This is a genomic window from Providencia sp. PROV156, from assembly GCF_028480905.1.
GTDB lineage: Bacteria > Pseudomonadota > Gammaproteobacteria > Enterobacterales > Enterobacteriaceae > Providencia > Providencia hangzhouensis.
Genome location: NZ_JAMPPE010000028.1, coordinates 1 through 22,369 on the forward strand (window position 1 = coordinate 1; position 22,369 = coordinate 22,369).

General features: G+C 41.2%; 34 protein-coding genes. 28 read left to right on the forward strand and 6 right to left on the reverse strand.

The genetic code is table 11. The features are described 5' to 3' along the window. Window positions 1–249 precede the first annotated feature (249 nt). From PSF31_RS17490 to PSF31_RS17510, 5 genes are all read right to left on the reverse strand, one after another. Complete coding sequence (locus PSF31_RS17490) at window positions 250–726, reverse strand: hypothetical protein (RefSeq protein ID WP_096865213.1); 477 nt, start codon at window positions 724–726, stop codon at window positions 250–252. Window positions 727–743: 17 nt separating this feature from the next. After that, entirely contained in the window at window positions 744–1,553 is an 810-nt protein-coding gene (locus PSF31_RS17495) for a hypothetical protein (protein ID WP_096865214.1), read from the reverse strand. Window positions 1,554–1,637: 84 nt separating this feature from the next. Next, complete coding sequence (gene rdgC, locus PSF31_RS17500) at window positions 1,638–2,552, reverse strand: recombination-associated protein RdgC (RefSeq protein WP_110591891.1); 915 nt, start codon at window positions 2,550–2,552, stop codon at window positions 1,638–1,640. Window positions 2,553–2,742: 190 nt separating this feature from the next. Then, entirely contained in the window at window positions 2,743–2,931 is a 189-nt protein-coding gene (gene csrA / locus PSF31_RS17505) for a carbon storage regulator CsrA (RefSeq protein WP_096865222.1), read from the reverse strand. A gap of 33 nt (window positions 2,932–2,964) precedes the next feature. Further along, a complete protein-coding gene (locus PSF31_RS17510) occupies window positions 2,965–3,174 on the reverse strand; it encodes a hypothetical protein (RefSeq protein ID WP_094962334.1) in 210 nt (69 codons plus the stop codon). 155 nt (window positions 3,175–3,329) lie between these two features. Here PSF31_RS17510 and PSF31_RS17515 point away from each other — a divergent pair, with 155 nt between their 5' ends. Beyond that, the gene (locus PSF31_RS17515; protein ID WP_096865216.1) at window positions 3,330–4,214 is read left to right on the forward strand and encodes a BRCT domain-containing protein; all 885 of its coding nucleotides are present in this window, start codon (window positions 3,330–3,332) and stop codon (window positions 4,212–4,214) included. Here PSF31_RS17515 and PSF31_RS17520 read toward each other — a convergent pair. Then, the gene (locus tag PSF31_RS17520) at window positions 4,200–4,889 is read right to left on the reverse strand and encodes an XRE family transcriptional regulator (RefSeq protein ID WP_164561303.1); all 690 of its coding nucleotides are present in this window, start codon (window positions 4,887–4,889) and stop codon (window positions 4,200–4,202) included. The two genes, PSF31_RS17515 and PSF31_RS17520, sit on opposite strands and share 15 nt — an antisense overlap. Window positions 4,890–5,009: 120 nt before the next feature. Here PSF31_RS17520 and PSF31_RS17525 point away from each other — a divergent pair, with 120 nt between their 5' ends. The 27 genes from PSF31_RS17525 (at window position 5,010) to PSF31_RS17650 (ending at window position 22,368) form a co-directional block, all read left to right on the forward strand. Beyond that, on the forward strand, window positions 5,010–5,246 hold the full coding sequence (locus PSF31_RS17525) for a transcriptional regulator (RefSeq protein ID WP_096865218.1): 237 nt from the start codon (window positions 5,010–5,012) through the stop codon (window positions 5,244–5,246). Between the two features lie 76 nt (window positions 5,247–5,322). Beyond that, window positions 5,323–5,781 carry a YmfL family putative regulatory protein gene (locus tag PSF31_RS17530; RefSeq protein ID WP_096865219.1) on the forward strand — a complete coding sequence of 153 codons (459 nt, stop codon included), beginning with the start codon at window positions 5,323–5,325 and terminating at the stop codon, window positions 5,779–5,781. Between the two features lie 282 nt (window positions 5,782–6,063). After that, window positions 6,064–6,243: a DUF4222 domain-containing protein gene (locus PSF31_RS17535; RefSeq protein WP_096865221.1), complete on the forward strand. Its 180-nt coding sequence runs from the start codon at window positions 6,064–6,066 to the stop codon at window positions 6,241–6,243. Between the two features lie 9 nt (window positions 6,244–6,252). After that, window positions 6,253–7,314: a conserved phage C-terminal domain-containing protein gene (locus tag PSF31_RS17540; protein WP_110591889.1), complete on the forward strand. Its 1,062-nt coding sequence runs from the start codon at window positions 6,253–6,255 to the stop codon at window positions 7,312–7,314. After that, window positions 7,311–7,559 (forward strand): hypothetical protein, encoded by a 249-nt coding sequence (locus tag PSF31_RS17545; protein ID WP_232062889.1) that lies wholly within the window; start codon window positions 7,311–7,313, stop codon window positions 7,557–7,559. The genes PSF31_RS17540 and PSF31_RS17545 overlap by 4 nt, the downstream gene beginning before the upstream one ends. Further along, on the forward strand, window positions 7,559–8,197 hold the full coding sequence (locus tag PSF31_RS17550; protein WP_048608715.1) for a phage N-6-adenine-methyltransferase: 639 nt from the start codon (window positions 7,559–7,561) through the stop codon (window positions 8,195–8,197). Before PSF31_RS17545 ends, PSF31_RS17550 begins: the two co-directional genes overlap by 1 nt. Before the next feature lies 1 nt (window position 8,198). Then, window positions 8,199–8,666 carry a hypothetical protein gene (locus PSF31_RS17555; protein ID WP_096863811.1) on the forward strand — a complete coding sequence of 156 codons (468 nt, stop codon included), beginning with the start codon at window positions 8,199–8,201 and terminating at the stop codon, window positions 8,664–8,666. Continuing rightward, window positions 8,663–9,049 carry a hypothetical protein gene (locus PSF31_RS17560; protein WP_096863812.1) on the forward strand — a complete coding sequence of 129 codons (387 nt, stop codon included), beginning with the start codon at window positions 8,663–8,665 and terminating at the stop codon, window positions 9,047–9,049. Before PSF31_RS17555 ends, PSF31_RS17560 begins: the two co-directional genes overlap by 4 nt. Next, window positions 9,046–9,231 (forward strand): Lar family restriction alleviation protein, encoded by a 186-nt coding sequence (locus PSF31_RS17565; protein WP_096863813.1) that lies wholly within the window; start codon window positions 9,046–9,048, stop codon window positions 9,229–9,231. Before PSF31_RS17560 ends, PSF31_RS17565 begins: the two co-directional genes overlap by 4 nt. Then, entirely contained in the window at window positions 9,224–9,610 is a 387-nt protein-coding gene (locus tag PSF31_RS17570) for a RusA family crossover junction endodeoxyribonuclease (RefSeq protein ID WP_096863814.1), read from the forward strand. The genes PSF31_RS17565 and PSF31_RS17570 overlap by 8 nt, the downstream gene beginning before the upstream one ends. Further along, window positions 9,607–10,146 carry a DUF968 domain-containing protein gene (locus PSF31_RS17575; protein WP_096863815.1) on the forward strand — a complete coding sequence of 180 codons (540 nt, stop codon included), beginning with the start codon at window positions 9,607–9,609 and terminating at the stop codon, window positions 10,144–10,146. The genes PSF31_RS17570 and PSF31_RS17575 overlap by 4 nt, the downstream gene beginning before the upstream one ends. A 31-nt stretch (window positions 10,147–10,177) precedes the next feature. Further along, a complete protein-coding gene (locus tag PSF31_RS17580; RefSeq protein WP_096863816.1) occupies window positions 10,178–10,615 on the forward strand; it encodes an antiterminator Q family protein in 438 nt (145 codons plus the stop codon). A 691-nt stretch (window positions 10,616–11,306) separates the two neighbouring features. Next, a complete protein-coding gene (locus tag PSF31_RS17585; protein WP_096863817.1) occupies window positions 11,307–11,627 on the forward strand; it encodes a hypothetical protein in 321 nt (106 codons plus the stop codon). A gap of 121 nt (window positions 11,628–11,748) precedes the next feature. Continuing rightward, complete coding sequence (locus PSF31_RS17590) at window positions 11,749–11,997, forward strand: hypothetical protein (RefSeq protein ID WP_096863818.1); 249 nt, start codon at window positions 11,749–11,751, stop codon at window positions 11,995–11,997. 22 nt (window positions 11,998–12,019) lie between these two features. Next, entirely contained in the window at window positions 12,020–12,433 is a 414-nt protein-coding gene (locus PSF31_RS17595) for a putative holin (protein WP_096863819.1), read from the forward strand. After that, window positions 12,433–12,801 (forward strand): hypothetical protein, encoded by a 369-nt coding sequence (locus PSF31_RS17600; protein WP_096863820.1) that lies wholly within the window; start codon window positions 12,433–12,435, stop codon window positions 12,799–12,801. The genes PSF31_RS17595 and PSF31_RS17600 overlap by 1 nt, the downstream gene beginning before the upstream one ends. Further along, entirely contained in the window at window positions 12,798–13,154 is a 357-nt protein-coding gene (locus PSF31_RS17605; RefSeq protein ID WP_096863821.1) for a D-Ala-D-Ala carboxypeptidase family metallohydrolase, read from the forward strand. The genes PSF31_RS17600 and PSF31_RS17605 overlap by 4 nt, the downstream gene beginning before the upstream one ends. Continuing rightward, window positions 13,139–13,528, forward strand: coding sequence for a hypothetical protein (locus PSF31_RS17610; protein ID WP_164561082.1), 390 nt, complete (start codon window positions 13,139–13,141; stop codon window positions 13,526–13,528). Before PSF31_RS17605 ends, PSF31_RS17610 begins: the two co-directional genes overlap by 16 nt. Continuing rightward, on the forward strand, window positions 13,446–13,670 hold the full coding sequence (gene lysC / locus PSF31_RS21120; RefSeq protein ID WP_096863916.1) for an Rz1-like lysis system protein LysC: 225 nt from the start codon (window positions 13,446–13,448) through the stop codon (window positions 13,668–13,670). The genes PSF31_RS17610 and lysC overlap by 83 nt, the downstream gene beginning before the upstream one ends. 659 nt (window positions 13,671–14,329) lie before the next feature. Then, window positions 14,330–14,509: a hypothetical protein gene (locus PSF31_RS17615; RefSeq protein ID WP_164561081.1), complete on the forward strand. Its 180-nt coding sequence runs from the start codon at window positions 14,330–14,332 to the stop codon at window positions 14,507–14,509. Window positions 14,510–14,856: 347 nt separating this feature from the next. After that, on the forward strand, window positions 14,857–15,390 hold the full coding sequence (locus PSF31_RS17620) for a hypothetical protein (RefSeq protein ID WP_164560854.1): 534 nt from the start codon (window positions 14,857–14,859) through the stop codon (window positions 15,388–15,390). 1 nt (window position 15,391) lies between these two features. Then, window positions 15,392–15,613, forward strand: a complete 222-nt coding sequence (locus PSF31_RS17625) for a hypothetical protein (RefSeq protein ID WP_096863824.1) — start codon at window positions 15,392–15,394, stop codon at window positions 15,611–15,613. 424 nt (window positions 15,614–16,037) lie between these two features. Next, complete coding sequence (locus PSF31_RS17630) at window positions 16,038–16,541, forward strand: DUF1441 family protein (protein ID WP_096863825.1); 504 nt, start codon at window positions 16,038–16,040, stop codon at window positions 16,539–16,541. Beyond that, window positions 16,538–18,649, forward strand: coding sequence for a phage terminase large subunit family protein (locus tag PSF31_RS17635; protein WP_096863826.1), 2,112 nt, complete (start codon window positions 16,538–16,540; stop codon window positions 18,647–18,649). The genes PSF31_RS17630 and PSF31_RS17635 overlap by 4 nt, the downstream gene beginning before the upstream one ends. Continuing rightward, the gene (locus tag PSF31_RS17640; protein ID WP_096863827.1) at window positions 18,646–18,861 is read left to right on the forward strand and encodes a hypothetical protein; all 216 of its coding nucleotides are present in this window, start codon (window positions 18,646–18,648) and stop codon (window positions 18,859–18,861) included. Before PSF31_RS17635 ends, PSF31_RS17640 begins: the two co-directional genes overlap by 4 nt. Then, the gene (locus PSF31_RS17645) at window positions 18,858–20,363 is read left to right on the forward strand and encodes a phage portal protein (protein WP_096863828.1); all 1,506 of its coding nucleotides are present in this window, start codon (window positions 18,858–18,860) and stop codon (window positions 20,361–20,363) included. The genes PSF31_RS17640 and PSF31_RS17645 overlap by 4 nt, the downstream gene beginning before the upstream one ends. After that, window positions 20,308–22,368, forward strand: a complete 2,061-nt coding sequence (locus PSF31_RS17650; protein WP_172767085.1) for a ClpP-like prohead protease/major capsid protein fusion protein — start codon at window positions 20,308–20,310, stop codon at window positions 22,366–22,368. The genes PSF31_RS17645 and PSF31_RS17650 overlap by 56 nt, the downstream gene beginning before the upstream one ends. Window position 22,369: the final 1 nt, after the last annotated feature.

Here is a 22,369-nt window from a genome sequence, read left to right on the forward strand (position 1 = left end):
TATCCCTACACAATTTGCCGCCCAATCCGTGTCGGCAATTTTTTTATTACCAGGTCTGGTTTATTAAACATTCGATATTGATTTATGTTCATTAACTATGTTAAAAAGCTGATACCTATTATTACAATTAGATCACTCATCAAGATTCCCTTACCGCCTCCGTCATGGCGGTATTTTTTTAATTCATTTTGGCAAATAACCGATTGAATTGTAATTTACAGCGACGAATGCAGCGTCCATGTAGAGTTTTCATGGCAAGCCCCTTAATGATTTGTAAGTTAATTTCATTTCTTGATAAAGTTTTGTACCTTCACCAGCATCGTAAAGCTCTTTCCATTTAACCCAATTATCGATAACGGCAGACCACTGAGGCGCACATGCTTTCATTTCATGTAATTGGCTTGCTAGCTCTGGCACTGCTTCCAGTAATCGAATACAGCGACCTAAATCAGCACCATCCCAAGGGTAATGATGTGGAGCGCTAAATTGACCAGAAAGAACGGAAGCCATATATTTAGAACTCGCCCCCACATCATCACTAGCAAGCCATGCAGCAAGACCCATACCTTCAGAAGTTTTAACAAGTGGCTTTTTAAATTCCTCACAAACCAAATTTGCAGCCTTAATAATGGCATTCATATAACGAGGTTCAGCAGGTATGCCGGGTATTTGTTTTTCTATTTCAGTAGAAATAGCGGAAATTAAATTAATTTGGCTAAGTTGCATTATTAATACCCTCGTTATTAATAATCGTTGTTGTAATGAATCTCATCAGCGTCAGATTCATCTAAAACTAACAGGCTACCGCCGTAATAAAGCGCACCAACAAGGCGCTCAAACTCAGAACGGAACTGAACAACTTGCTTACCAAGCGTGTCATGGTATTCAAGCTCACCAGCGTATAGGCTGTAAACTGGATACCCATCATGCATAACTGCTACGTCTTCACGCATTTCTCTAGTGGTTTTTTGATGGAAGCTAAGGTGGGTATCGCACTGATGATATTTTTCTTTGCTTCTATGGCTGTATAGAGAGTCGCTAGCTGGTTCTTTCTCCAAGCCGATATGAAAAAATCCTTTTTCCCATGTATATTCTCCCTCGGAAATAACCACTAGAGGTCTTCCCCAGCCCTCATGAGCCGCTTCTTCTTGGTATTGATCTACGTATGCCTTCCAAAGGTCAGATGCTTTGATATATTTTGGAATTTCATGTGATTTGATAAATTTCAATACCAAATCTTTCATGCCGTTAACCATTTGCTCGCTGACACCATTCATTTCCCATTGGCTAGAAAGCTCTTTAGCCATTAATAGGTTATATTTAGGTAGGTCGACCACTTCACTAATATTTTCAGGAAGTGCTGATTCAAGGGCTTTTTTAACTCGGTCAGGAAAATTTCCCCAGCTAAAAGTATCTTTAATTGCTTTTTCATAAAGACTTTTAACATGAGTACCGATCATTTCTGCATACTCGGGGGATTTTTCAAACTCAGAACAATGTTTAGCGATATCATTTGCCAAGCTATCAGCAATAATATTTTTTCCTTTCGGCATAATTAATACTCCACGCAAAATTTAGATAATAAGAGTCCGTCTCTTAATAAAGAGAATTAAATTCCTTGGTGTTGGTTAAATTATTTAAAGCTTGGCTTCGCCGCCAAGTGAATCAATTAATGCTTTTATTAAAATATTTAATTCAGAAATAATTAAGAAGAAATCAGCATCAAAGCGTTGGTTATAATCTTCTCGTTCGATATCATCATTAGTTTCTAAAAATGCGGAATCAAATTTAAGCTTAGATAAAACAAAACTATCATCAATACAGAATGTAACCCTATCTTCATAACCTAATGATAATTTAGTGACTAATTTACCTGCTTCAATATTCGTTTGAATTTCATCAGAAATTAAGTCTTGTTTTGTATATTTAGCAATTCCACCTTCTTCAAGGATGGCTTTCATTTCTGATTGCTCACCAAATATAAAGCCTTTTGGTAATTGCCCGCTTCTAACCCATTCTGTTAGCGTTAATTCAATAGGGTCTTTCATCGTTAACGGTACGACAGGCAGAGAACCAAGAGCCTTACGTATCATTGCAAAACAATCTTCAGCACGTCGGTGTGACGATACTAGCGCAGCAATAAAGCCATCAGTAAGATTAACCCATACATCGAAACGAGTATACTTAGAGAACGCACGAGGTAGCAGTTCCTGAATAACTTCATCTTTAATGGCTTGGCGTTCAGCTTTCTTTAATTTTCTACCCTGATCTGCTTCTAGCTTCTCAATTTTTTTATTTAACTCATTATTGATAACAGGAGTTGGTAGCATTTTATCTTCTTTAAAAAGAGATATAAGCATCTGGTCATTAACTTTATGAGTCAAACAATCAGAATTACCAATGCCAAGTGGTGGAATGAAGCCAAAACGTTGCATATCAAATGAACCGCAAGGCTCATATTTTAAATTTGATAACTGCTCTTCGATATTATTAAAATCAATATCGCGAGTTATCCGATAAATAACTAGATTTTTAACATTAAAAACACTCATGAGATATCCTCAAATATAATTAACTCCACACAATAAATAAGACCACTGACAAATAATGAATATATTTACCTAGTATGAACACTGAATATCAGTGGCCTTATGTATTATGAAAAAGGGTGGCTACTGAATAGAACATTATCATCAACCTCGTAGAGTGGAAGATTCAGGTCACCACCAAAACTATCAATAACTACTTACTAGCACTGGCATTATTTCTTTCAGCTAAAACACGTTGATAAATTTCTTCACGATGTACTGATACTTCTTCGGGGGCAGCAACACCAATCCGCACTTGGTTTCCTTTGACCCCTAAGATTTTAATTTTAATATCATCGCCGATCATGACTTCTTCACTGACTCTACGGGTTAAAATAAGCATTCCCATACTAAGACTCCACACAATTTAATTCAGTTAAGCACTAACAGTAACTGCACACATATCCATGCACTCTGCAATTTCTTCGTCGAGCTTTTCGAGTTTAGATTGCAGCTCATCACGTTCATTGCGTAGTTTTTGCAGGTTGTTAATTTGTTTGGCTTTTTCTAGTATCCACTCGCGCACATCATCCTGCGACATTGGCACACTAAAAGTTACGATTGGTTCATTTGAATTGGTTTGCATAATCTGACCTTATTAATGAAAGTTGTTATTAATTGTTTTCACCTAAACATCTTTAAGTTGTAATTTAGTTGTATTTAACGTCCTTGTCAACAACTTTATGTTGTTTGATTTAATTTAAAGAAAATTAAAGGATATACAAATAAATAGGAGAAACTATGAACATCAACCCGGCTTTCAACTACAAAAGAAATCGAGACAAGTTATTTGCTAACCTGATTTCGATTATTGATGGTGTTTTGTCCGATTGCGAACTATCAGATTCTGAGATTTTATATATCACGACATGGCTCTCCGATTCTGAAGTGATTTCTAGCAATCCATTTGTAATGCTTTTACAAGAGAGGATATCAAGGGTTTTAGAGGATGGAGTGATAACGGCCGAAGAAAGGCAAGAGATAAAGCAGACGCTATTAGATGTGCAGCGGGCTATAATGGACATGCCTAATGTTGATTTGTATTCTAAAGAGTCAGATATTAATCTGTTAAATGGGCTCTGCAAAGGGATTGTGGCAGACAAAGATTTAAGTATAGATGAAATTAACTACTTAGATTGGTGGTTAACTCAAAATGGGATGTTGAAAAGAAATTATCCCGGAAAGCATTTATATCAACTAGTTAAAACAATCAAGGAAGATGGGGTTATAGATCAAAATGAAAGCGATTTGCTATATAAAGCTTTAGTTGACTTTTCAGGCACGGATTTAAATACTGGGATTGTTGATGGGCTATCATGTCAATTACCATGCGACGATATTGATTCCCTAGATCTATACGGAGCGTCTTTTTGCCTAACAGGAAACTTTGTTTTAGGCAAAAGGTCTATTGTATCAAAAATGATAGAAGATGCTGGAGGCTCCGTTACTGATAGGGTGACCCAGTCTACAGATTACTTAGTAATCGGAGGGTTATCCTCACGAGACTGGCGATATTCAACACACGGAAGAAAAATAGAAAAAGCCATTGATGATAGAGATAGCGGTAAGTCCAGCGTGAAAATTACGACTGAAGATATCTTAATGAAATACTTACCAGCTTCTTGATGACCAAAAAACCCTGCCAATTACATGAACTCTGACGACAGACTCACTTCTAGGTACCTGCTCGTCAGGGTATTCATCTTTATTAAAGCTCCGTATGATAAGCCCGCCGTCGGGTCTATATACGAGAATTTTTACACGCAACAGCACCCCATCCCTTATAGCGTAAAGATCACCATCTTTAATCTTTTTATTGCTAATATCAATAGCTACTAGATCACCGCTATTTAGTACTGGGTAAAGGCTATTGCCAATTATTTTAACGATTCTAGCGTTGCTAGCACTAACACCGTATTTACGTAGCTCACCCCTACGGAATGGGTATGTGTACTCTTCCGATTCAACAACTTCAGCATTAGCCCCGCAACCAGCGGCAAGTTCAATATCTAGCACTGGTATATCCACAAAATCAGCATCACTATATACAGAAACATCCTCCCATTCTTTTACTTCAAAGTCGGTCTTCTTTCCATTTTCGTCGCGAACACCAAATTGAAGCCAATGAGCGGAAACATTTACTGCCTTAGCAATGTCAGCAATTCTCCTAGGAGCGTTAGTTTGGCCTGATTCGATTTTTTGTATTGATTGTTGGCTAACACCAACTTTCTCAGCAAGATCCGCTTGGCTCATTCCTGCTTTTATTCTTGCCTCTAACAACCTTTTAGCTATCGACATTATATTCCCTCCCTCGTAATTGTATTTTACAACTTTAAGTGTTGAAGTTTCCAACATCTAAAAGTTGTCAAAGTTGTTATTCTGGATTAATATAAAGTTGTTAATAACAACTTTGGGGGAGTTATGGTGCACGTAACCAATGAATCATGCATTACTGGATTGCAGGCCGCAATAAATGCAGCTGGTGGACAAACGCAGTTAGCAAAGCGTATTAGCGAGCTTCTAAATAAACCAGTAAAACAACAACAAATATGGAATTGGCTCAACAGAAATAAAAGAGTTCCCGCCGATAAAGTGCTTGTTGTCGAGCAGGCGTCAGGTATTTCAAGAAGTAAATTACGCCCTGATTTATATCCATAACAATTAAAAGTTGTTATCAAATTTATCAGAGGAAAGTCGCTAAGTTAACTACAAGAATAACAACGGAATTGTAGATATGTGCAAACAAACATTAAAAGAAGTCGTGAAAGAAATGTGTAAAGCATTCCCTGGTGGTCGTTCAGCGATGGCTGGTGCATTAGGTATTTCTGAAACCACATTCAATAACAAGTTGTATGAGAAAAACGGCTGTCGTTTCTTTGAAAATGATGAACTTGAAGCGATTGAGGAATTATCAGGTACCAAAGCGCTGGTGGCTTATCACATGGAACGTCACGGAATTACACCGGCAGTAAAAATTGAAGCTGAGAGCTTAGATACGGTTGAGTTATTTGATATTCAAATGCGCCTTGGTGCAATGCAAGGGGCTTTAAGCGTTTTAATCAAAGACAGTATTTCTGATGGCGTTCTAACACCAGATGAAACAAAGGCTATCTACAGAAAGATGGAAAAAGTCTTTGCTTATGCGCTTGGGTTTGTTGGTTCTTTGGAAAGTGTTTATGGGATTAAACCATGATGAGCATAACTAGAAAGGTTGACGCCCCAGATATGTGGTCCGAGGCGTCGGGTGCTAATAACAACTTGTGTGGAGTAACTAGCATGAGCAGTGTAAACCAATTTCAATCAAAAAAGCAATTTAGATGCTTACCTGTATCGAAATGTGGTCCGTTTCAATATGTAGAAATCATAACCTCAGCTGACGAGTCGGGCAACTACCAGACCGAACAACAATTGGTAGATAGCAAAGCCCTAAGAGATAGCTGGGCTAAATACTATTTCCGCAGTGGGAGAGAGGTTAGTGAGCAATGAAAAGCATAAAAACCTTAATCGACACTTCCGAGATAAGCGAGGCCGTATTGTCCATGTTGTTGAGTGGGACAAACCAAGGCAACGGGTTGTTTTCATGCTCGATGACTATGAGCACCCCTGTTTTGAGCCCCTCGAACAATTCAAAAAATATTACACAGAAGTTAAGTAAGGTGGCTGTATGAGTAGCTTATTACTCCTTAAAACCCGCCCACAAATTGTTATACCTGAGCTGGCGGTTCGCTTGGGCTTGAATGAGGCTTTGTTGCTTCAGCAAGTTCAATACTGGCTATCTGAAACCTCGTCAGGTGTTGATCATGACGGTAGGCGCTGGGTTTATAACACTATTGAAGAATGGCGTGAACAATTCCCGTATTTTTCCGAATCCACAATTAAGCGTGCATTTAACAATTTAAAAAAGTTGGGTGTATTAAATATTGAGCAAATCAATAAACGCACCCATGACCGCACAAATTATTACTCTATAAATTATGAACATGCGTTGTTATCCGATGAGGTCAAATTGAACTCATCGAACAGTTCAGCCGAAGCCTCTCGAACAGGTCAAAATGACCTTATCGATAAGCGCAAAATGAAACGTTCGAACAGTACCAAAATGACCTCATCGAACGGGGCAAATTGCCCTGATCTTACAGAGAGTACTACAGAGAATACTCAAGAGATTACAACAGAGAGTAACTCTTTTTGTCAGGCTCATGCTGAGCCCGACCATGCGCAAGCTGTTTTAGATCATTTCAACAAGGTCACTAACTCAAGTTATCGCGATGGTAAAACAACTATGGGCCATATCAGAGCCCGTCTAGCTGAAAATTACACCTCAGATGATTTAATTCTGGTGACTGACTACATCACAGCCAAGTGGCTAAATGACTCAAGAATGAGTGATTACCTACGCCCGAAAACATTATTTAGCCCTGAAAACTGCATGGAGTACTTTGAAAAAGCTCAGAAATGGCATGAGGCTGGTCGCCCCGTCTGTGTTAACGGTAAATGGCTCAAGCCTGGTGAAGTTGCTGTAAGTATCGACCCCGTAGAACGTGACAATGCTTACACACGGATCATTGGTTCAAGGCTAACACCTAAAAACCGCATTGAGGAAATCGCAGCTGAATTAGCGGGTAAACAGGGTGTTCGTAACATGTCGGATTTTGTAGGTCGCAAGGCATGGTTAGGTATTTGGCAACAAGCAGCAGAGCTAGCAGCGAAAGAGGTGACAGCATGATGCGTAGTGAAACTAAAACAATCTATGGCGTTGACGTACTAGGCATGATTGCCATATTCAAACAGATACGTAAATGGCGCACGATTCGCAAGCTTCGTAACAGATGGAATCAATCCCGTCGTGACTTAGTGACCTGCAGGAAGTTTCGCCACTTAAACCATCATGCTGACCATTTTCAAGTTCAGCAGCGTTATAAGCATATGCGCGAGTATGTTAAATCCCACCAGCAGCGAGGTGCTATCTGATGAATAAATACATTCAAAGCCTCGAGGCGCTTAAAGCTAAACCACGACATAAGCTTAATGAAATTGGGGATCAGTGGTGTACACCCGATGAATTGTACTGGGGTATCAGCTCGATATATGGGCTATTCAAACTCGATTTATTTACTGACGGTAAAAACACTAAGGCACCTAACTTCTACACTGCAGAAGATAATGCTTTAACTCAAGACTGGTCGGAAAAGCTAAAAGAAGTTGGCGGTGCTGCATTTGGTAATCCACCATATTCACGCAGTTCATATCACGAAAAACAGGCTATAACGGGTGTTGGCCACATAATGAACCACGCCTTTGCAATGAGAGAGAAAGGCGGTCGCTATGTTTTTCTTCTGAAGGCGGCAACAAGTGAAAGCTGGTGGCCAGAAAATGCAGATCATGTTTGCTTTATTCGCGGTCGTATTGGGTTTGAGCTCCCTGCGTGGTTTAACCCATCAGATGATAAACAGAAGCCAACGGGGGCATTCTTTGCTGGCGCTATTGTCGTTTTTGATAAGTCATGGACAGGTAAACCATTTGATTATATCAAGCGTGAGGATCTAGAGGAACGAGGCAGAATATTCATAGAGCAAGTTAGGTGGTTAGCGAAGAGGGTGGCTGCATAAAATGATAACTGAATACCAATACACGCAAGGAATTGAAGTCATTAGGATTGGACGCGAATTTAAAACAATAAATGCAGCGATCCTAAAAAATGTTGCTAGTTATTCACCATCCGCTGCACACCGAACTTTTGAAATGCTGGAAAAAATTGGCTGCATAAAATATGTCGGCAATTTCCCTGCAGGGAAAACTAAGCAGAGGTCAAAGCAATACAGCATCGATCCCCATGCAATTACAAAGCTAAAGGCAGTGTGGGAGACAAAGTTAGAGGAGAAGGAAAAACCAAAGAGGGCAGAAAAGCTTAAAACACAGTCACCATCCGAGCCTAAAAAAGTGGACGAAATCAAGAAGTGTGGGCCTGAGCCTCGATTCGAGTGTGGCATTAAAGTTGTCGAAAAGGCTTACATAGGCGATATGGGAAACCAATCACTTAAACAGTTAGATCAGTTGCTGGCGGGGGTGAGGCCATGAGTGCAGATGACAATGTTATTCAATTCAAAGCGCCTAGTGATGCAATTCCCACTATCGACACGGAAGTAAAGGGAAGAAAAAGCAGACAGCAAATGTACTGTAAGCATCATTCACTAGTTATCGATGAAGAGCATAGAACAGTTGAATGCAACGATTGTGGCTGTGTTGTCGAGGCTTTTGATGTTCTGTTAGCTAGGGCGAATAATGCCGAGTCTGTAATCCGAGGCATGAGTGAATTATTAAATAAGCGTGACGAACTGCGTAAATCAGTCGATGGGCTTTTGAGGGAAGAAAAGAACACCAAAGCCAGATTGCGAAGCGCCAGAACAGATTTAATGTTTATTGAAAATAAAAAGCTTCAGCATGAGGGGAAGGTTGGATGAAAAATACCATGCTAGAAATTCAGCCTTGCCGTTATTGCAATAGCTCCGACACGACAGTCGAAAGTCATAGCTATAGGACATGGTTCTATGTTCGCTGCCATCGCTGCGGTGCTAAAGGTCCCGATGTTAATGATAAACCAATGGCTGTTACTGTATGGAATAAGGGGGTAATTAGTGAGTAATTCAATATCTCTAATTTTACCTTTTCCACCAAGTGTTAATGCCTGCTGGCGGAACATCAACGGCAAAACGTTAATCAGTGCAAAAGGGCGTGCATTTCGGGCTAGTGCAATAGCTGCTATTTATACCCAATTAAGACCAAGACCTAGGGTAATTACTGAAAATGTATCCGTCATTGTGAAGATGTTCCCACCCACTTATCACAGAAGGGATATTGATAACTATCTAAAAGCACCATTTGGCGCCATCACCCATGCCAATATTTGGAAAGACGATGAGCAAGTTAAGCATGTTGATATCACTTGGTGTGAAGTCGTAAAAGGTGGTCGATTTGAAATTGAGATAAGGCCACTCAATGCAAAAGTGGAGAAAATATCATGAGTCACCAATGGATATTAACTCCAATATTAATACCTGAGCTTAGCGCGGTGATATTTAGACCAGGAGCACATTTAAATACATTCAGTGGAAGAATGTTGCTCATGACTTTACCTGAGGAGCTAAAGTATAAACCATCAGGCCTTATCTCTCTTTCTGACCAATACCTCAGCGGCTTGGTTGGTGATGAACGGGTATCAAAATCTGTATTAAATTTAACCATCGATCCCGAGCCACCAGCTAGCTTGATGTTAAAGCCAAAACCTCAGCGCTGGACTAATGATAAATATCTACAGTGGGTTAAATCACAGCCATGTTGCGTATGCGGTGCCACATCGGACGATGCACATCACCTAATCGGTCATGGTCAGGGTGGCATGGGTACTAAAGCCCATGATTTGTTCACTATCCCATTATGTCGCATTCACCACAGCGAGTTGCATAAGGATCCTAATGAGTGGGAAAGCGAACACGGAAGCCAATTATATTTTTTATTTCGATTCCTAGACCGTTCAGCGGCACTGGGTGTTTTCGGTTAATGCGTTGTGCGGAACGCAGGAGACTTTTTGCATGAGAGATATTCAGTTGGTTTTACAAAAATGGGCAGGTTGGACGAGTGATAATCCGGGTATCGATTATTCCCATATTGCTGCAGGCTTTAAAGGCCTAATTGCAAACAAAGAACCATCGAGAGAGTCATGCAGTGATGATGACGGGATAATTATTGATAGCGTTATTGCGAAGCTACGGCAAGTTAGAAAAGAGGAAGAGTTAGAATTAATTGTTTTGCATTACCTTTATGGGGTGTCAAAACGCAATATCGCCAAGGAATGGAAAATGAGTGAGGGGCGAATTCGGCAAATGATGCAAGTTGCCGAGGGCTTTGTTCATGGTTGTCTAGCCATGCTGGGTGTAACCCTAGAAATGGATTCCGAGGTTATTAATAAAGTAAAAGTGATAGATAGTAAAAAAGTATTAGTGCGCTACGCAAATTCGATGCTATTGTGATAAGAGTGAATACGTTGTCACCTAACTTATAGAATGAAACCTCGCCATTTGTGCGGGGTTTTTGTTTTTTAGCGCATAGTTTCTTTACAATCCACAAAATATAGCTACTTTTATATAACAAGTGATTGATTAATTGCTGATTATAAAGGGATTGTATTTATGGGGATCTTTCATGTATTACAGGTAGCGGTAGCTGCACTGGTATTAGTTCTTCTATTTGTCGCTATTCCACATTGGGTAAAGTAATTAGCAGCTGAAGAGTTGAGTTTGCACAATTTCAACAGTGAACTATATTTAATTTGCGAACTACATCAGTTGTAAGAACATCAACCCTAATCAAACCCGTCAGAAATGACGGGTTTTTTGCCATGTAATTTCTCTTATTTTTATATGGATTTTGGTGGGTTGATTGGTTACAATTTGTTCGGTCGTTCATGTGAAAAAGTAGGGATTTGTGAAAGCAGTTAATCGTTTTTTAGATTTTATGGTTGGAATGCAGTATTTAATGGTGGTTTTTGTCGTTTCATTACTGGTCTTGTTTGTGGAAAATTGGGTATAACATTAGCCACAAATAATTTTTTCGGATAGATGAATAGTACCGTGTATACAGTGTTGCTAGTGCAGAGTGATTAAACTACATAATTATTAAGAGGTCGCCTAGTGCGGCTTTTTTGCTTTCTGAGGTTCATCAATGCAAATACCTACTGAATTAGTGTTTAGACCCGCCAGTGAGCTGCCTACTGAAGATTTAGACGGTAGGGATGTCATTATCATCAATCCTTGTGATGGTTGGCACCTTGGTATAGTTCGCGTGGAAAAAGAGGGTGATTGGGTTCACATCGGTATTCGTCCTTGGATGGGGTCAGAAATGACACCTCATGATTTTTATGTGGCGTGGGCGCTATTACCTAATCTTTATGACCTAAGCCAAAAGTACGATGGTGAGCGGTATATGAATCGCCATTGCTGCGTATGCAAGCGGCGTGACCATTCTACAGCTGAGCATAAATAATTGGTCACTTAGGCGGCCTTTTTTTATTGCTTAAATATCAACTGAATTCATTAACTCACACTAGCTTCTGTAGCTGGTGGATTTTCTATTTTCTATTATCTATGCACTAAGGAACGTAACTATGTACGCACTTAAATTAATGACAGAACGTGAAGGCCGTAAAGTTGAAGAGTCACATTATTTGGGAAAAATGTACCGACTGGAGTTTTATCCAGTAGTCGATAATCCCGATATAGTTGCTCGACTGGAATACACAACAAAAGACGGTGTTCCTGCATTTGATATCAAGCGAACAGATCATGCCTACATTACTACGGTAACTGGCGATACGGTTCGAGTTATCTGCAGAGGTAAAACACCTTCTCATTAACTGTTAAGAGAACAAATCATTTATGAGCACATCAATAGGGATAACCCTCGGTGCTGCTGGCGGTGGCGCGATGGGCGGTTTCCTTATTGGTGCCGACTATGGTGTTGTGCTAGGGGCAGTTATTGGCGCTTCAGTTTCCGTCATTGCATCTAAAGATAATAACCGACGAAAGATACTTCATTTTATTTTAGCACTCGGTGCAGGGATCCTCATTGCTAAAGAAGCCTCAGATTTTATTGCTCAGGTATGGCAATGGGAAATTAGCCCTAAGATAACAGCCATTGTTATTTCGGCCTTGTTAATCCCCGTTCTGGTGCTTGCTGCAAACAAAGACAACCTTAGAAAGCTGTTTAGTCGTATTGTTGCATCAATAGACCGAAACTTCAGTAGTATCGTACAGGCCATTAAAGACTGGCAAAATAAAGGGGGTAACTGATGGAAGCCTTCTTTAAGTTGTACGGCGAGGTTATAGCATGGCTAGACCTTTACTTTTGGGATGCTGCTGATATTTCTTTGATGTCATTGTCGACGCTTATTTTATTTTTGTGTCGATACCCAAGAACAAGGGACGCTATTGTCGGAACTGCATTACTAATCGGTATGGTTTATCAAATCTACGAAACGTTAACAGGGGCAAGGGTATCAGCCCCGTCCGATGTTTATGCTGATTTAATCTTATTCCTCGTTATCTTTGCGTCAGGTGGAAACATTATGACGGTCATCGTTATCAGTAAGCTAATGTCCCGAATCAAATCAATCTGGTCACTTATAAGGCGGCCTTTTACTTTCATGGTGAAGAAATGAAATTAAGTAAACATTTCGATAGTAATGAATTTGCATGTAAAGACGGGTGCGGAGCAAATCAAGTTGAACCTAAGTTGGTTGAAATACTTGAAAGTGTTCGCGCCCATTTTAGTAAGCCAGTAATTATTGTCAGTGGCCGTCGCTGCACCAACCATAATAAAAGTGTAGGTGGCGCGCCTAAATCACAACACTTGTTAGGCACTGCGGCAGATATCAAAGTCAAGGATGTAGCGCCTAAAATAGTGGCTGATTATCTTGAATCTATCTTTCCTGATAGCTACGGCATCGGTCGCTATAAAACATTCACACATATTGACGTGAGGGGATATAAAGCACGATGGGGCAGCAACTAAGCATACTAACTAAAGCATTAATGGCCGCTTGTGTCATTTTGCTATTTTGGCTTATTTGGGTTGTGAAAGATTACGACAAATTGAGTGATAAGTTTGATAAGAAAGCTAATGAGCTAGCCGCCAATCAATTCATATTGTCCACCGTTTTAGAACTTTCGGTAACATTCAATGAAATCTCACGAAATAATCTCAGAGAGCGGGATAGGGCAACCGTGGCTTCTGAAAAGGTCAAAACCATTATCAAAACTGTTCTTGTGGATAATGAGTGCGCTCCCCTTGATGCTCCTCGTGATGCTACTATCGAGCTGCACAACCACGCGAATAGAATACGTTCAAACGCCACCAATACCCATACCAGCCCACTTACTCAATGATTGCTTACCTGAATACATCCCTGAGACATTTCCTTGGGGTGACTCTCTGTTGATAAATGAGTCACTACTAAAAGTCATCGAGCAATGTAATTTAGATAAAAAAGCCATTCGAGATATTGAAGCTGAAAGGGCAAAAAAATAGCCCATACCGCCTGGTGGAATATGGGCTAACTATATGTACTGCCTAGTAAGTTTATTGTTATATATGTCTACTTTTAAGATTAATACATTGACTGATGAATAAGTGTAAAAAATCTTAACAAAATATGTCAGCCTCGCAATCGCGGGGCTTTTTAATGGAGAAATAACATGGCAACACAAGGCTTTGATAAACCAGAGCAATTCCGTGAAGAGTTGGATAAAAGCACTCCGAAAGAATAAAAAAAGCCCCTCGTTGGCGCGGGGCGGAATATTCGATTAATAGAACCAATTTTTGTTTATGAATACCCAAATGTCAAATGGGTGTGCGCATGATACCAATATAAGTTAAATAATCTAGGTATAAATTGTTACGAAATACGGAAAAGAATATTGAAAAACGCGTATGCAAATAAAAAAAGCCTACACAGCGGTAGGCTAAAGTGTTGCTTTACGATGAATATCAGCGTTAAGCCTAGCAGGTTATTTCAAATGCGCAATTATATTTGGTGATTATTAAATGATATAAAAAAAGCCCCTCTATAGAAGGGCATATCTAATGGAAATGTATCTTTATCATTATTGTTGTAGGACCAGTCATCCTTAACCAGCGGCAGGATATTACCACTACTTATTGCTTAAGCCAAATTGGAGTATTTATTGATGAGCAAAATCGTATTAACACCAGAACAAATCAAGTCTCTTTATGAGTTTACACAGGAAGAGGGGCAACTGACTTACACCCTTGAAGTAGGCACCATCTGTGATGGTGATGAAATTGTTTATGAAGGTTTGATAGCTTATTCAGGCTCGGAAGAACACGGTGTTCTGCAACTAGAATAGTAGGGGCGAGAAGGAAAGCCCTGTTAGATAAATATTTCAGGGCTTTCAATCGTAGTTACATAACATACATATATCCTATTTGCTTATCGTTAATATCAAAATTAACCTGGCCACCCTCAGGTGAATCCATTGTTGCTAAAGATATAAAAAAAGCAATAACGATGATGGTGTATACGAGAAACATAGATACCTCCCGTAAGTTGAAGTGGACTACTGCACTTGTGAGCTAGTACGCTCAATTTAAGAATAAATCAGTTTTTTTATTTTGAAAATAGTCGATTGAAATTATTTTTAATGTAATAGCCATCAGCTAATCACTGGTGGCTTTTTCATTTATGGAGACAGTCATGTCAGATAAAAAAGAAATAGCCACCCTATCTATAAAGATATCAGTCGATAGCACTGACTTAGATAAGCTGGAAGCGCAGCTAAAGCGTATTGAAGGGCTGATGATTAGCACTGGACTGAAACAACCAGCCAAAGGTGGCTTCATCACTGATTTTGCTGCATTCAACCATTTTGGGTGCTTAGAACCCGTGTTTACAAATTCCGCTGATAGAGCGTTCATTAATGGGGTGTTTATTGATAATGCTGCGCTAGAGAAAGCCATGACACAAGCAGCAAAAGAAGGTGCTAAAAAGGGGGCAGAGCAAGTACGGTTTAAAATAACCACAGGCATTAATGATAACAGTGTTCAAGTACCTGCTGAAATGGCTCTTAAAGCTTCCGCTGAAATTAGCCGAACAAGTGAAGCTATTTCTCGTGAGCAGTCAGAATTCGAAAAGTTTAAGCAACAGGTTGAGTCTGAATTTAGTCATTTGCAGTCGTCTATCACACAGATTCGGGCTGATATTCAGCGTAAAAGCTCAGGGTTTGCTTAATATGCCATTACCAAGATATAGAAACCACGAAATAGGCCTGACAGGGCGCTTTAAGTTCAGGCGTCAGAACCTGACTGGACTCCCTGTATTGCAAGTAGAAGTTGATATAAAGCGCTCACGATATCCTCTTGATAGCCCAAGTAATGATATCAAAACGATGACGGGTTGGCGTGATGCAACTTATGAAGAAGCCATACGAGTTCAAATTGATTATGGCGGTTAATAACCAAATGGAGGAAGCCATGGGCAGCGAAGGTTTCAATAACCCTAACCAATTCAGAGAACATCTGGACAAGCAACTAAATGATGGCGGTACAAATGTTAAAGGGTATCAACCCAAGCGGTCTAGCAACTCCAAGCCACTCCCACCACCAAAGAAACCTTAAACTCATTAGATTGATTAATTTTACGCATAATTCAAAAGGTACTCCTGAGGGGGCACCCTTACCACGAGGCGGCGCGCGCGCGGGAAACGGCTCATTTTCAATTTTTCATGCTGTCAGCAGCAGGTTAGTTAACTCTTTGATTTAGTTTGAAAATATCAATATTGAGGTGACAATTTTCAAAATGAGTTGTCACCTCAATGTGTTATATCCATCTGATAATAAATAAAAATATCAGTTTTCACCTGACAGAGTGAGGTGTCAATGTCCAACATCAGCAATCTGGGGGACGCCTACAACTGGAGCGTGGCTAAGATTGCTGAAGCATTCGGCTTAAATCGCGGAACAGTTAAAAAGCGATTGCTCGATGCAAATACTCCCATTGCCAATATTGTGCGAGGCAATCCCGTTTATGCTTTGCGAGATATCGGGCCGATACTTTTTGGTGCCGACCCCGATGTAAATACAAATAACCTTCAAGACCCCACGCTGATGCCACCTAAAGAGCGCAAGGATTGGTATCAGTCTGAAAATGAAAGAATTAAGCTGGAAACTACGCTTAAACAATTAGTTCCTGTTGCTGATGTGCATTTGGAAATGGCGGTGCTGGTTAAGGCAATAACCCAAGTTTTAGATACGTGGCCCGATAAATTAGAGCGAGATAAGGGGTGGAACGCGGAGCAGCTCACTGAGGTGCAAATCATTGTTGATGAATTACGGGATATTCTCGCTTCTCGCGTGATGGAAGCGGAGGATTTTGACGAATGACAGTAAATTATGCCTCAGCATCAACGGTAAGAAAGGATGTTGCATCCTTATTGAAAGCACCTCGTAGAATGCCAATTGCTCAGGCAGTAAAAAAATATATGCGCGTTCCCATGGGTGAAGGTTCATCAATACCGTGGGATGATTCATTAACTCCCTACATTATTGAACCCATGAACTGCCTTTCAGATCGCCGCTATGATTCGGTGATATTTGTTGGTCCAGCGCGTACGGGTAAATCACTGGGGTTAATTGATGGCTGGATTGTTTATGTCATTGTATGTGACCCCGCGGATTTTCTTCTTATCCAAATGACAGAAGAAAAAGCGCGAGAGCATTCTAAAAAGCGATTAGACAGAACCTTTCGCTCTAGTCGTGAAGTGGCTAAAAGACTAAGTCCACACCGCAATGATAACAACGTCCATGACAAAACATTTAGGGCAGGAAATTACTTAAAAATTGGTTGGCCATCCGTCAATATCATGTCCTCTTCGGATTATCGATTTGTGGCATTAACGGATTATGACCGATTTCCCGAAGATATTGACGGTGAGGGTGATGCTTATACATTAGCTGCAAAGCGTACAACCACATTTATGTCGGCAGGAAAAACGCTTGTAGAAAGCTCCCCAGGTCGAGAAATAACAGACAGCAAATGGCGACGAAATACACCTCATGAGGCACCACCTACAACGGGGATTTTGTCACTTTATAATCGGGGTGATCGCCGCCGCTGGTATTGGCCATGTCCGCATTGTTCGGAATATTTCTTGCCTATTCGAGAAAATATGGTGGGCTTTAGTGAGGGTGATGACCCAACAATGGGCAGCAAAGCCGCTCGATTACAATGCCCACACTGTATGGGAATTATCGAACCTGAACAGAAAAGAGAACTAAACAATAAAGGGGTCTGGCTTAGAGAGGGGCAGTCTATTGACCAAAATGGTGTTGTAACGGGTGAGCCAAGAGAGTCGCGCATTGCTTCATTTTGGATGGAAGGCCCCGCAGCAGCTTATCAAACATGGGAAAAGTTAGTTTATAACTTACTTAATGCGGAGCAGGAATACGAGCGAACCGGTAGTGAGGAAACACTAAAGTCCGTTATTAATACCGATTGGGGACAACCTTATTTACCAAAAATCAGTCAAGAGCAGCGAAGCGGCGATGATCTTAAAGCCCGAGCAGAGTATTGGGACTATGGTTCAGTGCCTAATGGCGTTCGTTTTCTTGTTGCAACTATTGACGTTCAGGGTGGTAAAAAGCGGCGTTTTGTCGTTCAGGTCACAGGCTATGGCACCAGAGGTGAGCGTTGGATAATTGACCGATTTGATATCACTCATTCACTAAGAACAAACGAAGATGGTGAATCGCTGCCCATTAATCCTTCATCTTACGCGGAGGACTGGGATGTTCTCATTACGGATGTGCTCGATAAAACTTACCCAATTCACGATCATGACAACGTTGAAATGGGCGTCCATTGCATGGCAATAGATACCGGTGGGGAAGAAGGGGTAACTGATAACGCGTATAAATTTTGGCGACAATGTAAGAAGGAAGGGTTAGCGAGGCGAGTTTATTTATTTAAGGGGGATGGTAAAGCGAAAAGCAAGCTCATTACTAAATCTTACCCTGATAACACTAACCGTTCAGATCGCCGAGCAAAAGCGCGGGGTGATGTACCCATTCATTTATTACAAACTAATGAGCTTAAGGATCGCATTTCTGCTCATCTTGGGCGAGACACCGTTGGCCCTAACTATATTCATTTTCCAGATTGGCTTGATGATTCCTTCTACGATGAATTGACGTATGAAGAGCGCGACAGTAACGGGAAATGGAGTAAACCGGGTAAAGGGGCTAACGAAGCATTTGACTTAATGGTCTATGCGCATGCGTTGGTAATTTTGCTTGGTTACGAAAAAATCAAATGGGAGAACCCGCCTAAATGGGCTCGGTTGCCGGATATCAGTGATGTTAAACCATCTCGTCCGGCGCCTAATCAACCTCCTCAAAAATCAACACAAATTCAAACAGAAACACAAGAAACCACACCTAGCACAAGCTCGGCATGGGCTCCTGTGTCTGCAACTTCAGGGGGATGGGTATGACCCGTGAGCAAATTAAAGAAATGCTAGATGCGTATTTAAAAGCAGAAATGGAAATACTGCAGGGGAAGAGTATTACATTTAATGGACAGTCAATGACAATGGAAAATCTTAGCGAGATCTGCAAGGGGCGGGAATATTGGGAGAGGCGATATTCACAAAGCAGTGCAACAAATCGCAGGTCACGCGGCTATAAATTAGCGAGGTTCCAATGAATTTTCTTGATAAAGCCATATCGGTGATTTCACCAGGATGGGCTAGTAGTCGTTTGCGCTCACGAAACCAAATCATGGCTTATGAAGCCGCAATGCCATCACGGCAACATAAAGCAAGGCGAGAGCCCCGTAATGCCAATCAATTAACACAAACTGGGGGAAAGTCATTGCGCGAGCAGGCGCGGTGGTTAGACAACAACCATGATCTTGTGATTGGTATCCTTGACAAAATGGAAGAGCGAGTTGTCGGCAGTAGAGGGATCATTGTTGAACCTCAGCCATTATCGCTAACAGGGCAAATTCATGAAGAACTAGCCAAACAAATAAGATCTGCTTGGGCTGAATGGTCAATTCGCCCAGAAGTGACAGGGCAATTTACCCGCCCAATGCTTGAGCGTCTTTTAGTCAGAACGTGGATACGCGATGGGGAGGTCTTTGCTCAATTGGTCAAAGGAAACCAAAAGGGGCTGGATAAACAAGCGGGGATCCCGTTTTGGTTGGAAGCACTTGAACCTGACTTTGTTCCTATTCATCTCGATGATACAGGGAAAAATATCCGGCAGGGGATCCAATTAAATAACTGGGGTCGCCCACAGTCCTATTCTGTTTACAAAAACCTGTTAACCGCAGGACAGCAAATGGGAGACCTAAAATCCATCCTCGCTGAAAACATGCTGCATATAAAATATGTACGGCGGTTACATCAGGTGCGTGGTGTCAGTTTATTTTCGGGTATCTTAATGCGCCTAAGCTCTTTGAAGGATTATGAGGACGCAGAGCTAACAGCGGCAAGGATTGCAGCTTCATTAGGGATGTACATTAAAAAAGGTGATGCTGGTTTATATGATGCCGATGAAGATAAAGAAGACCGAAATATCATCATTGAGCCGGGCATAATCTACGATGACTTATTGCCTGGTGAAGAAGTTGGCATGATCAAATCCGATAGGCCAAACCCAAACCTTGAAAATTTTAGAAACGGTCAGTTAAGAGCTGTTGCCGCCGGTAGTCGGGGGAGTTATTCCAGTATCGCTCGTGATTACAACGGAACATACAGCGCACAACGACAAGAGCTGGTGGAGTCATTTGAGGGTTATTACATTCTGCAAGATACCTTTTGCGGCTCAGTTAGTCGGCCTGTCTATCGGCAATGGCTACAAATGGCTATTGCATCTAGAGTGATTACCCTCCCTGCTGACGTTGACCTAAATTCACTTTATAACGCGACATACAACGGTCCTGTCATGCCATGGATTGATCCGCTTAAAGAATCAAATGCATGGAAGGCACAAATTCGTGGTGGTGCTGCGACAGAAAGTGATTGGGTTCGCGCTAGAGGTGGTAATCCAGCAGAAGTTAAACGCCGCCGTAAAGCGGAAATTGATGAAAATGAACGACTGGGGCTGAAATTTGATACTGACCCCGCTAACGACAAAGGTAACGACAATGCAGACGAGAAACACACATCTGATGCTACCAAAAAACAGCACGACGATGAGTAAACCGCTAATGTCGGCACCGGAGAAAAGCTGGTTTCAAATGAAGGCGACCAGTGAAACTTCAGCCGATATTTATATTTATGATGAAATTGGGATGTGGGGAATAAGTGCGAAGCGATTTACCGAAGATTTAATTTCTCTTGGCAATATTAACCATATCAACCTTCATATTCATTCGCCTGGTGGTGAAGTTTTTGAGGGTATTGCTATTTATAACCAGCTCAAAAATCACAATGCAACCATTACGGTTCATATCGATGGGCTAGCCGCTTCGATGGCGTCGGTTATTGCCATGGTAGGTGATGAAGTCAAAATGCCAAAAAACGCCATGATGATGATCCATAAGCCTTGGGGCGTGTCGTGGGGTGATGCCAATGATATGCGAGATTATGCCGACCTGCTCGATAAAGTCGAAAACGTCTTAATTCCTGCCTACATGGAGAAAACTGGGAAAACCAAAGAAGAAATTGAAGCCATGCTTGGCGAAGAGACATGGTTAACCGCAGAAGAGTGCGTGGAGCACGGTTTTGCTAATACTGTGATTGAGCCGGTTAAAGCCATGGCCAGTCTTTCATCTAAACGCATCGAGGAATTTAAATCCATGCCGAATTCATTAAAAAACACGTTAAAAAACAGCTTAGCTAACCCACGAAACACAACAACACCGGTAGATCCCGTACCGCAACCACAAAACCCAACCAATACACAACAACCAGATACTGCAGGCATTCAAGCGCAAGCACGACAAGCCGAGCAAACGCGCATGAATGACATTAAAGATCTATTTGCGATGTTTGGTGGTAAGCATGACAGCATCATGGTTGAGTGTCTGACAGATATCAACTGCACCGTCGAGCAAGCAAAAGACAAAATTTTGGATTTGGTAGCCAAAGAGGCGACACCAACAAATAAAAATAATTACGGTGCTCATATTTATGCAAATAACGGCAATATCGTGGGTGATAGCGTCCGTGCATCATTGATGGCACGTGCGGGATATGATGAAGCACATGCTGATAACCCTTATAACTGCATGACACTGCGCGAATTGGCTCGCATGTCATTAACGGATCGTGGCGTTGGTATTGCGACTCGTAACTCAATGCAAATGGTTGGCATGGCCTTTACTCACGGCACATCTGACTTTGGTAATATTTTGTTAGATGTAGCAAATAAATCTATTTTGCAAGGTTGGAATGAAGCGCCAGAAACGTTTGAAAAATGGACGAAAAAAGGGCATCTGGGTGACTTTAAAACGGCGACACGTGTTGGAATGGGTGGGTTTAACTCCATCCGTGAAGTTCGCGAAGGTGCAGAATACAAATACGTGACTACGGGTGACAAAAAGGCAACTATCGCACTGGCAACTTACGGTGAGTTATTCAGCATTACTCGCCAAGCTATCATTAACGATGATATGTCGATGCTCACTGACATTCCGATGAAACTAGGTCGTGCAGCCAAAGCGACCATTGGTGACTTGGTTTACGCTATTCTTATGGATAACGTAATTTTTAGCGGTGATAACATTAAAATGTTTGATGCAAAACACGCAAACTTAACCAGTGGCGGCATGGATGTTGATACGATTGCGGCTGCTTGTGCGTTAATGCAAGAGCAAAAAGAAGGTGAGCGTGAGTTAAATATTGAACCTGCATTTATGCTGGTTCCAACGGCCTTAGCAACTTCTGCCAAGCAAGTTATTGGTTCTAGCAGTGTTAAAGGTGCGGATATCAACGCGGGGATCATTAACCCAGTCAAAGATATTGTTGAAGTTATCCGTGAATCTCGTTTATCTCGTGGCGCGAGTAAAGATAAACCAACGTGGTTCCTGACCTCGGCACAAGGTACAGATACCATTGAAGTTGCTTACCTTGATGGTGTTGATACGCCTTACATTGACCAAGAAGAAGGATTCAGCTCTGACGGTGTAACCACTAAAGTTCGTATCGATGCAGGGGTTGCCCCAGTAGATTATCGCGGCATGGTTCGTGTTGATACGAAATAAC

Bases quoted from the DNA above. Each gene is read 5' to 3' on its own strand.
- PSF31_RS17540 (WP_110591889.1), top strand. From the start codon at position 6,253: ATGAGTAGCTTATTACTCCTTAAAACCCGCCCACAAATTGTTATACCT.
- PSF31_RS17560 (WP_096863812.1), top strand. From the start codon at position 8,663: ATGAGTGCAGATGACAATGTTATTCAATTCAAAGCGCCTAGTGATGCA.
- PSF31_RS17530 (WP_096865219.1), top strand. From the start codon at position 5,323: ATGTGCAAACAAACATTAAAAGAAGTCGTGAAAGAAATGTGTAAAGCA.
- PSF31_RS17590 (WP_096863818.1), top strand. From the start codon at position 11,749: ATGTACGCACTTAAATTAATGACAGAACGTGAAGGCCGTAAAGTTGAA.
- PSF31_RS17565 (WP_096863813.1), top strand. From the start codon at position 9,046: ATGAAAAATACCATGCTAGAAATTCAGCCTTGCCGTTATTGCAATAGC.
- PSF31_RS17620 (WP_164560854.1), top strand. From the start codon at position 14,857: ATGTCAGATAAAAAAGAAATAGCCACCCTATCTATAAAGATATCAGTC.
- PSF31_RS17525 (WP_096865218.1), top strand. From the start codon at position 5,010: ATGGTGCACGTAACCAATGAATCATGCATTACTGGATTGCAGGCCGCA.
- PSF31_RS17640 (WP_096863827.1), top strand. From the start codon at position 18,646: ATGACCCGTGAGCAAATTAAAGAAATGCTAGATGCGTATTTAAAAGCA.
- PSF31_RS17610 (WP_164561082.1), top strand. From the start codon at position 13,139: ATGGGGCAGCAACTAAGCATACTAACTAAAGCATTAATGGCCGCTTGT.
- PSF31_RS17550 (WP_048608715.1), top strand. From the start codon at position 7,559: ATGAATAAATACATTCAAAGCCTCGAGGCGCTTAAAGCTAAACCACGA.
- csrA (WP_096865222.1), bottom strand. From the start codon at position 2,931: ATGCTTATTTTAACCCGTAGAGTCAGTGAAGAAGTCATGATCGGCGAT.
- PSF31_RS17630 (WP_096863825.1), top strand. From the start codon at position 16,038: ATGTCCAACATCAGCAATCTGGGGGACGCCTACAACTGGAGCGTGGCT.
- PSF31_RS17490 (WP_096865213.1), bottom strand. From the start codon at position 726: ATGCAACTTAGCCAAATTAATTTAATTTCCGCTATTTCTACTGAAATA.
- PSF31_RS17510 (WP_094962334.1), bottom strand. From the start codon at position 3,174: ATGCAAACCAATTCAAATGAACCAATCGTAACTTTTAGTGTGCCAATG.
- PSF31_RS17600 (WP_096863820.1), top strand. From the start codon at position 12,433: ATGGAAGCCTTCTTTAAGTTGTACGGCGAGGTTATAGCATGGCTAGAC.
- rdgC (WP_110591891.1), bottom strand. From the start codon at position 2,552: ATGAGTGTTTTTAATGTTAAAAATCTAGTTATTTATCGGATAACTCGC.
- PSF31_RS17650 (WP_172767085.1), top strand. From the start codon at position 20,308: ATGCAGACGAGAAACACACATCTGATGCTACCAAAAAACAGCACGACG.
- PSF31_RS17580 (WP_096863816.1), top strand. From the start codon at position 10,178: ATGAGAGATATTCAGTTGGTTTTACAAAAATGGGCAGGTTGGACGAGT.
- PSF31_RS17515 (WP_096865216.1), top strand. From the start codon at position 3,330: ATGAACATCAACCCGGCTTTCAACTACAAAAGAAATCGAGACAAGTTA.
- PSF31_RS17595 (WP_096863819.1), top strand. From the start codon at position 12,020: ATGAGCACATCAATAGGGATAACCCTCGGTGCTGCTGGCGGTGGCGCG.
- PSF31_RS17625 (WP_096863824.1), top strand. From the start codon at position 15,392: ATGCCATTACCAAGATATAGAAACCACGAAATAGGCCTGACAGGGCGC.
- PSF31_RS17495 (WP_096865214.1), bottom strand. From the start codon at position 1,553: ATGCCGAAAGGAAAAAATATTATTGCTGATAGCTTGGCAAATGATATC.
- PSF31_RS17555 (WP_096863811.1), top strand. From the start codon at position 8,199: ATGATAACTGAATACCAATACACGCAAGGAATTGAAGTCATTAGGATT.
- PSF31_RS17605 (WP_096863821.1), top strand. From the start codon at position 12,798: ATGAAATTAAGTAAACATTTCGATAGTAATGAATTTGCATGTAAAGAC.
- PSF31_RS17615 (WP_164561081.1), top strand. From the start codon at position 14,330: ATGAGCAAAATCGTATTAACACCAGAACAAATCAAGTCTCTTTATGAG.
- PSF31_RS17645 (WP_096863828.1), top strand. From the start codon at position 18,858: ATGAATTTTCTTGATAAAGCCATATCGGTGATTTCACCAGGATGGGCT.
- PSF31_RS17575 (WP_096863815.1), top strand. From the start codon at position 9,607: ATGAGTCACCAATGGATATTAACTCCAATATTAATACCTGAGCTTAGC.
- PSF31_RS17545 (WP_232062889.1), top strand. From the start codon at position 7,311: ATGATGCGTAGTGAAACTAAAACAATCTATGGCGTTGACGTACTAGGC.
- PSF31_RS17635 (WP_096863826.1), top strand. From the start codon at position 16,538: ATGACAGTAAATTATGCCTCAGCATCAACGGTAAGAAAGGATGTTGCA.
- lysC (WP_096863916.1), top strand. From the start codon at position 13,446: ATGCTACTATCGAGCTGCACAACCACGCGAATAGAATACGTTCAAACG.
- PSF31_RS17585 (WP_096863817.1), top strand. From the start codon at position 11,307: ATGCAAATACCTACTGAATTAGTGTTTAGACCCGCCAGTGAGCTGCCT.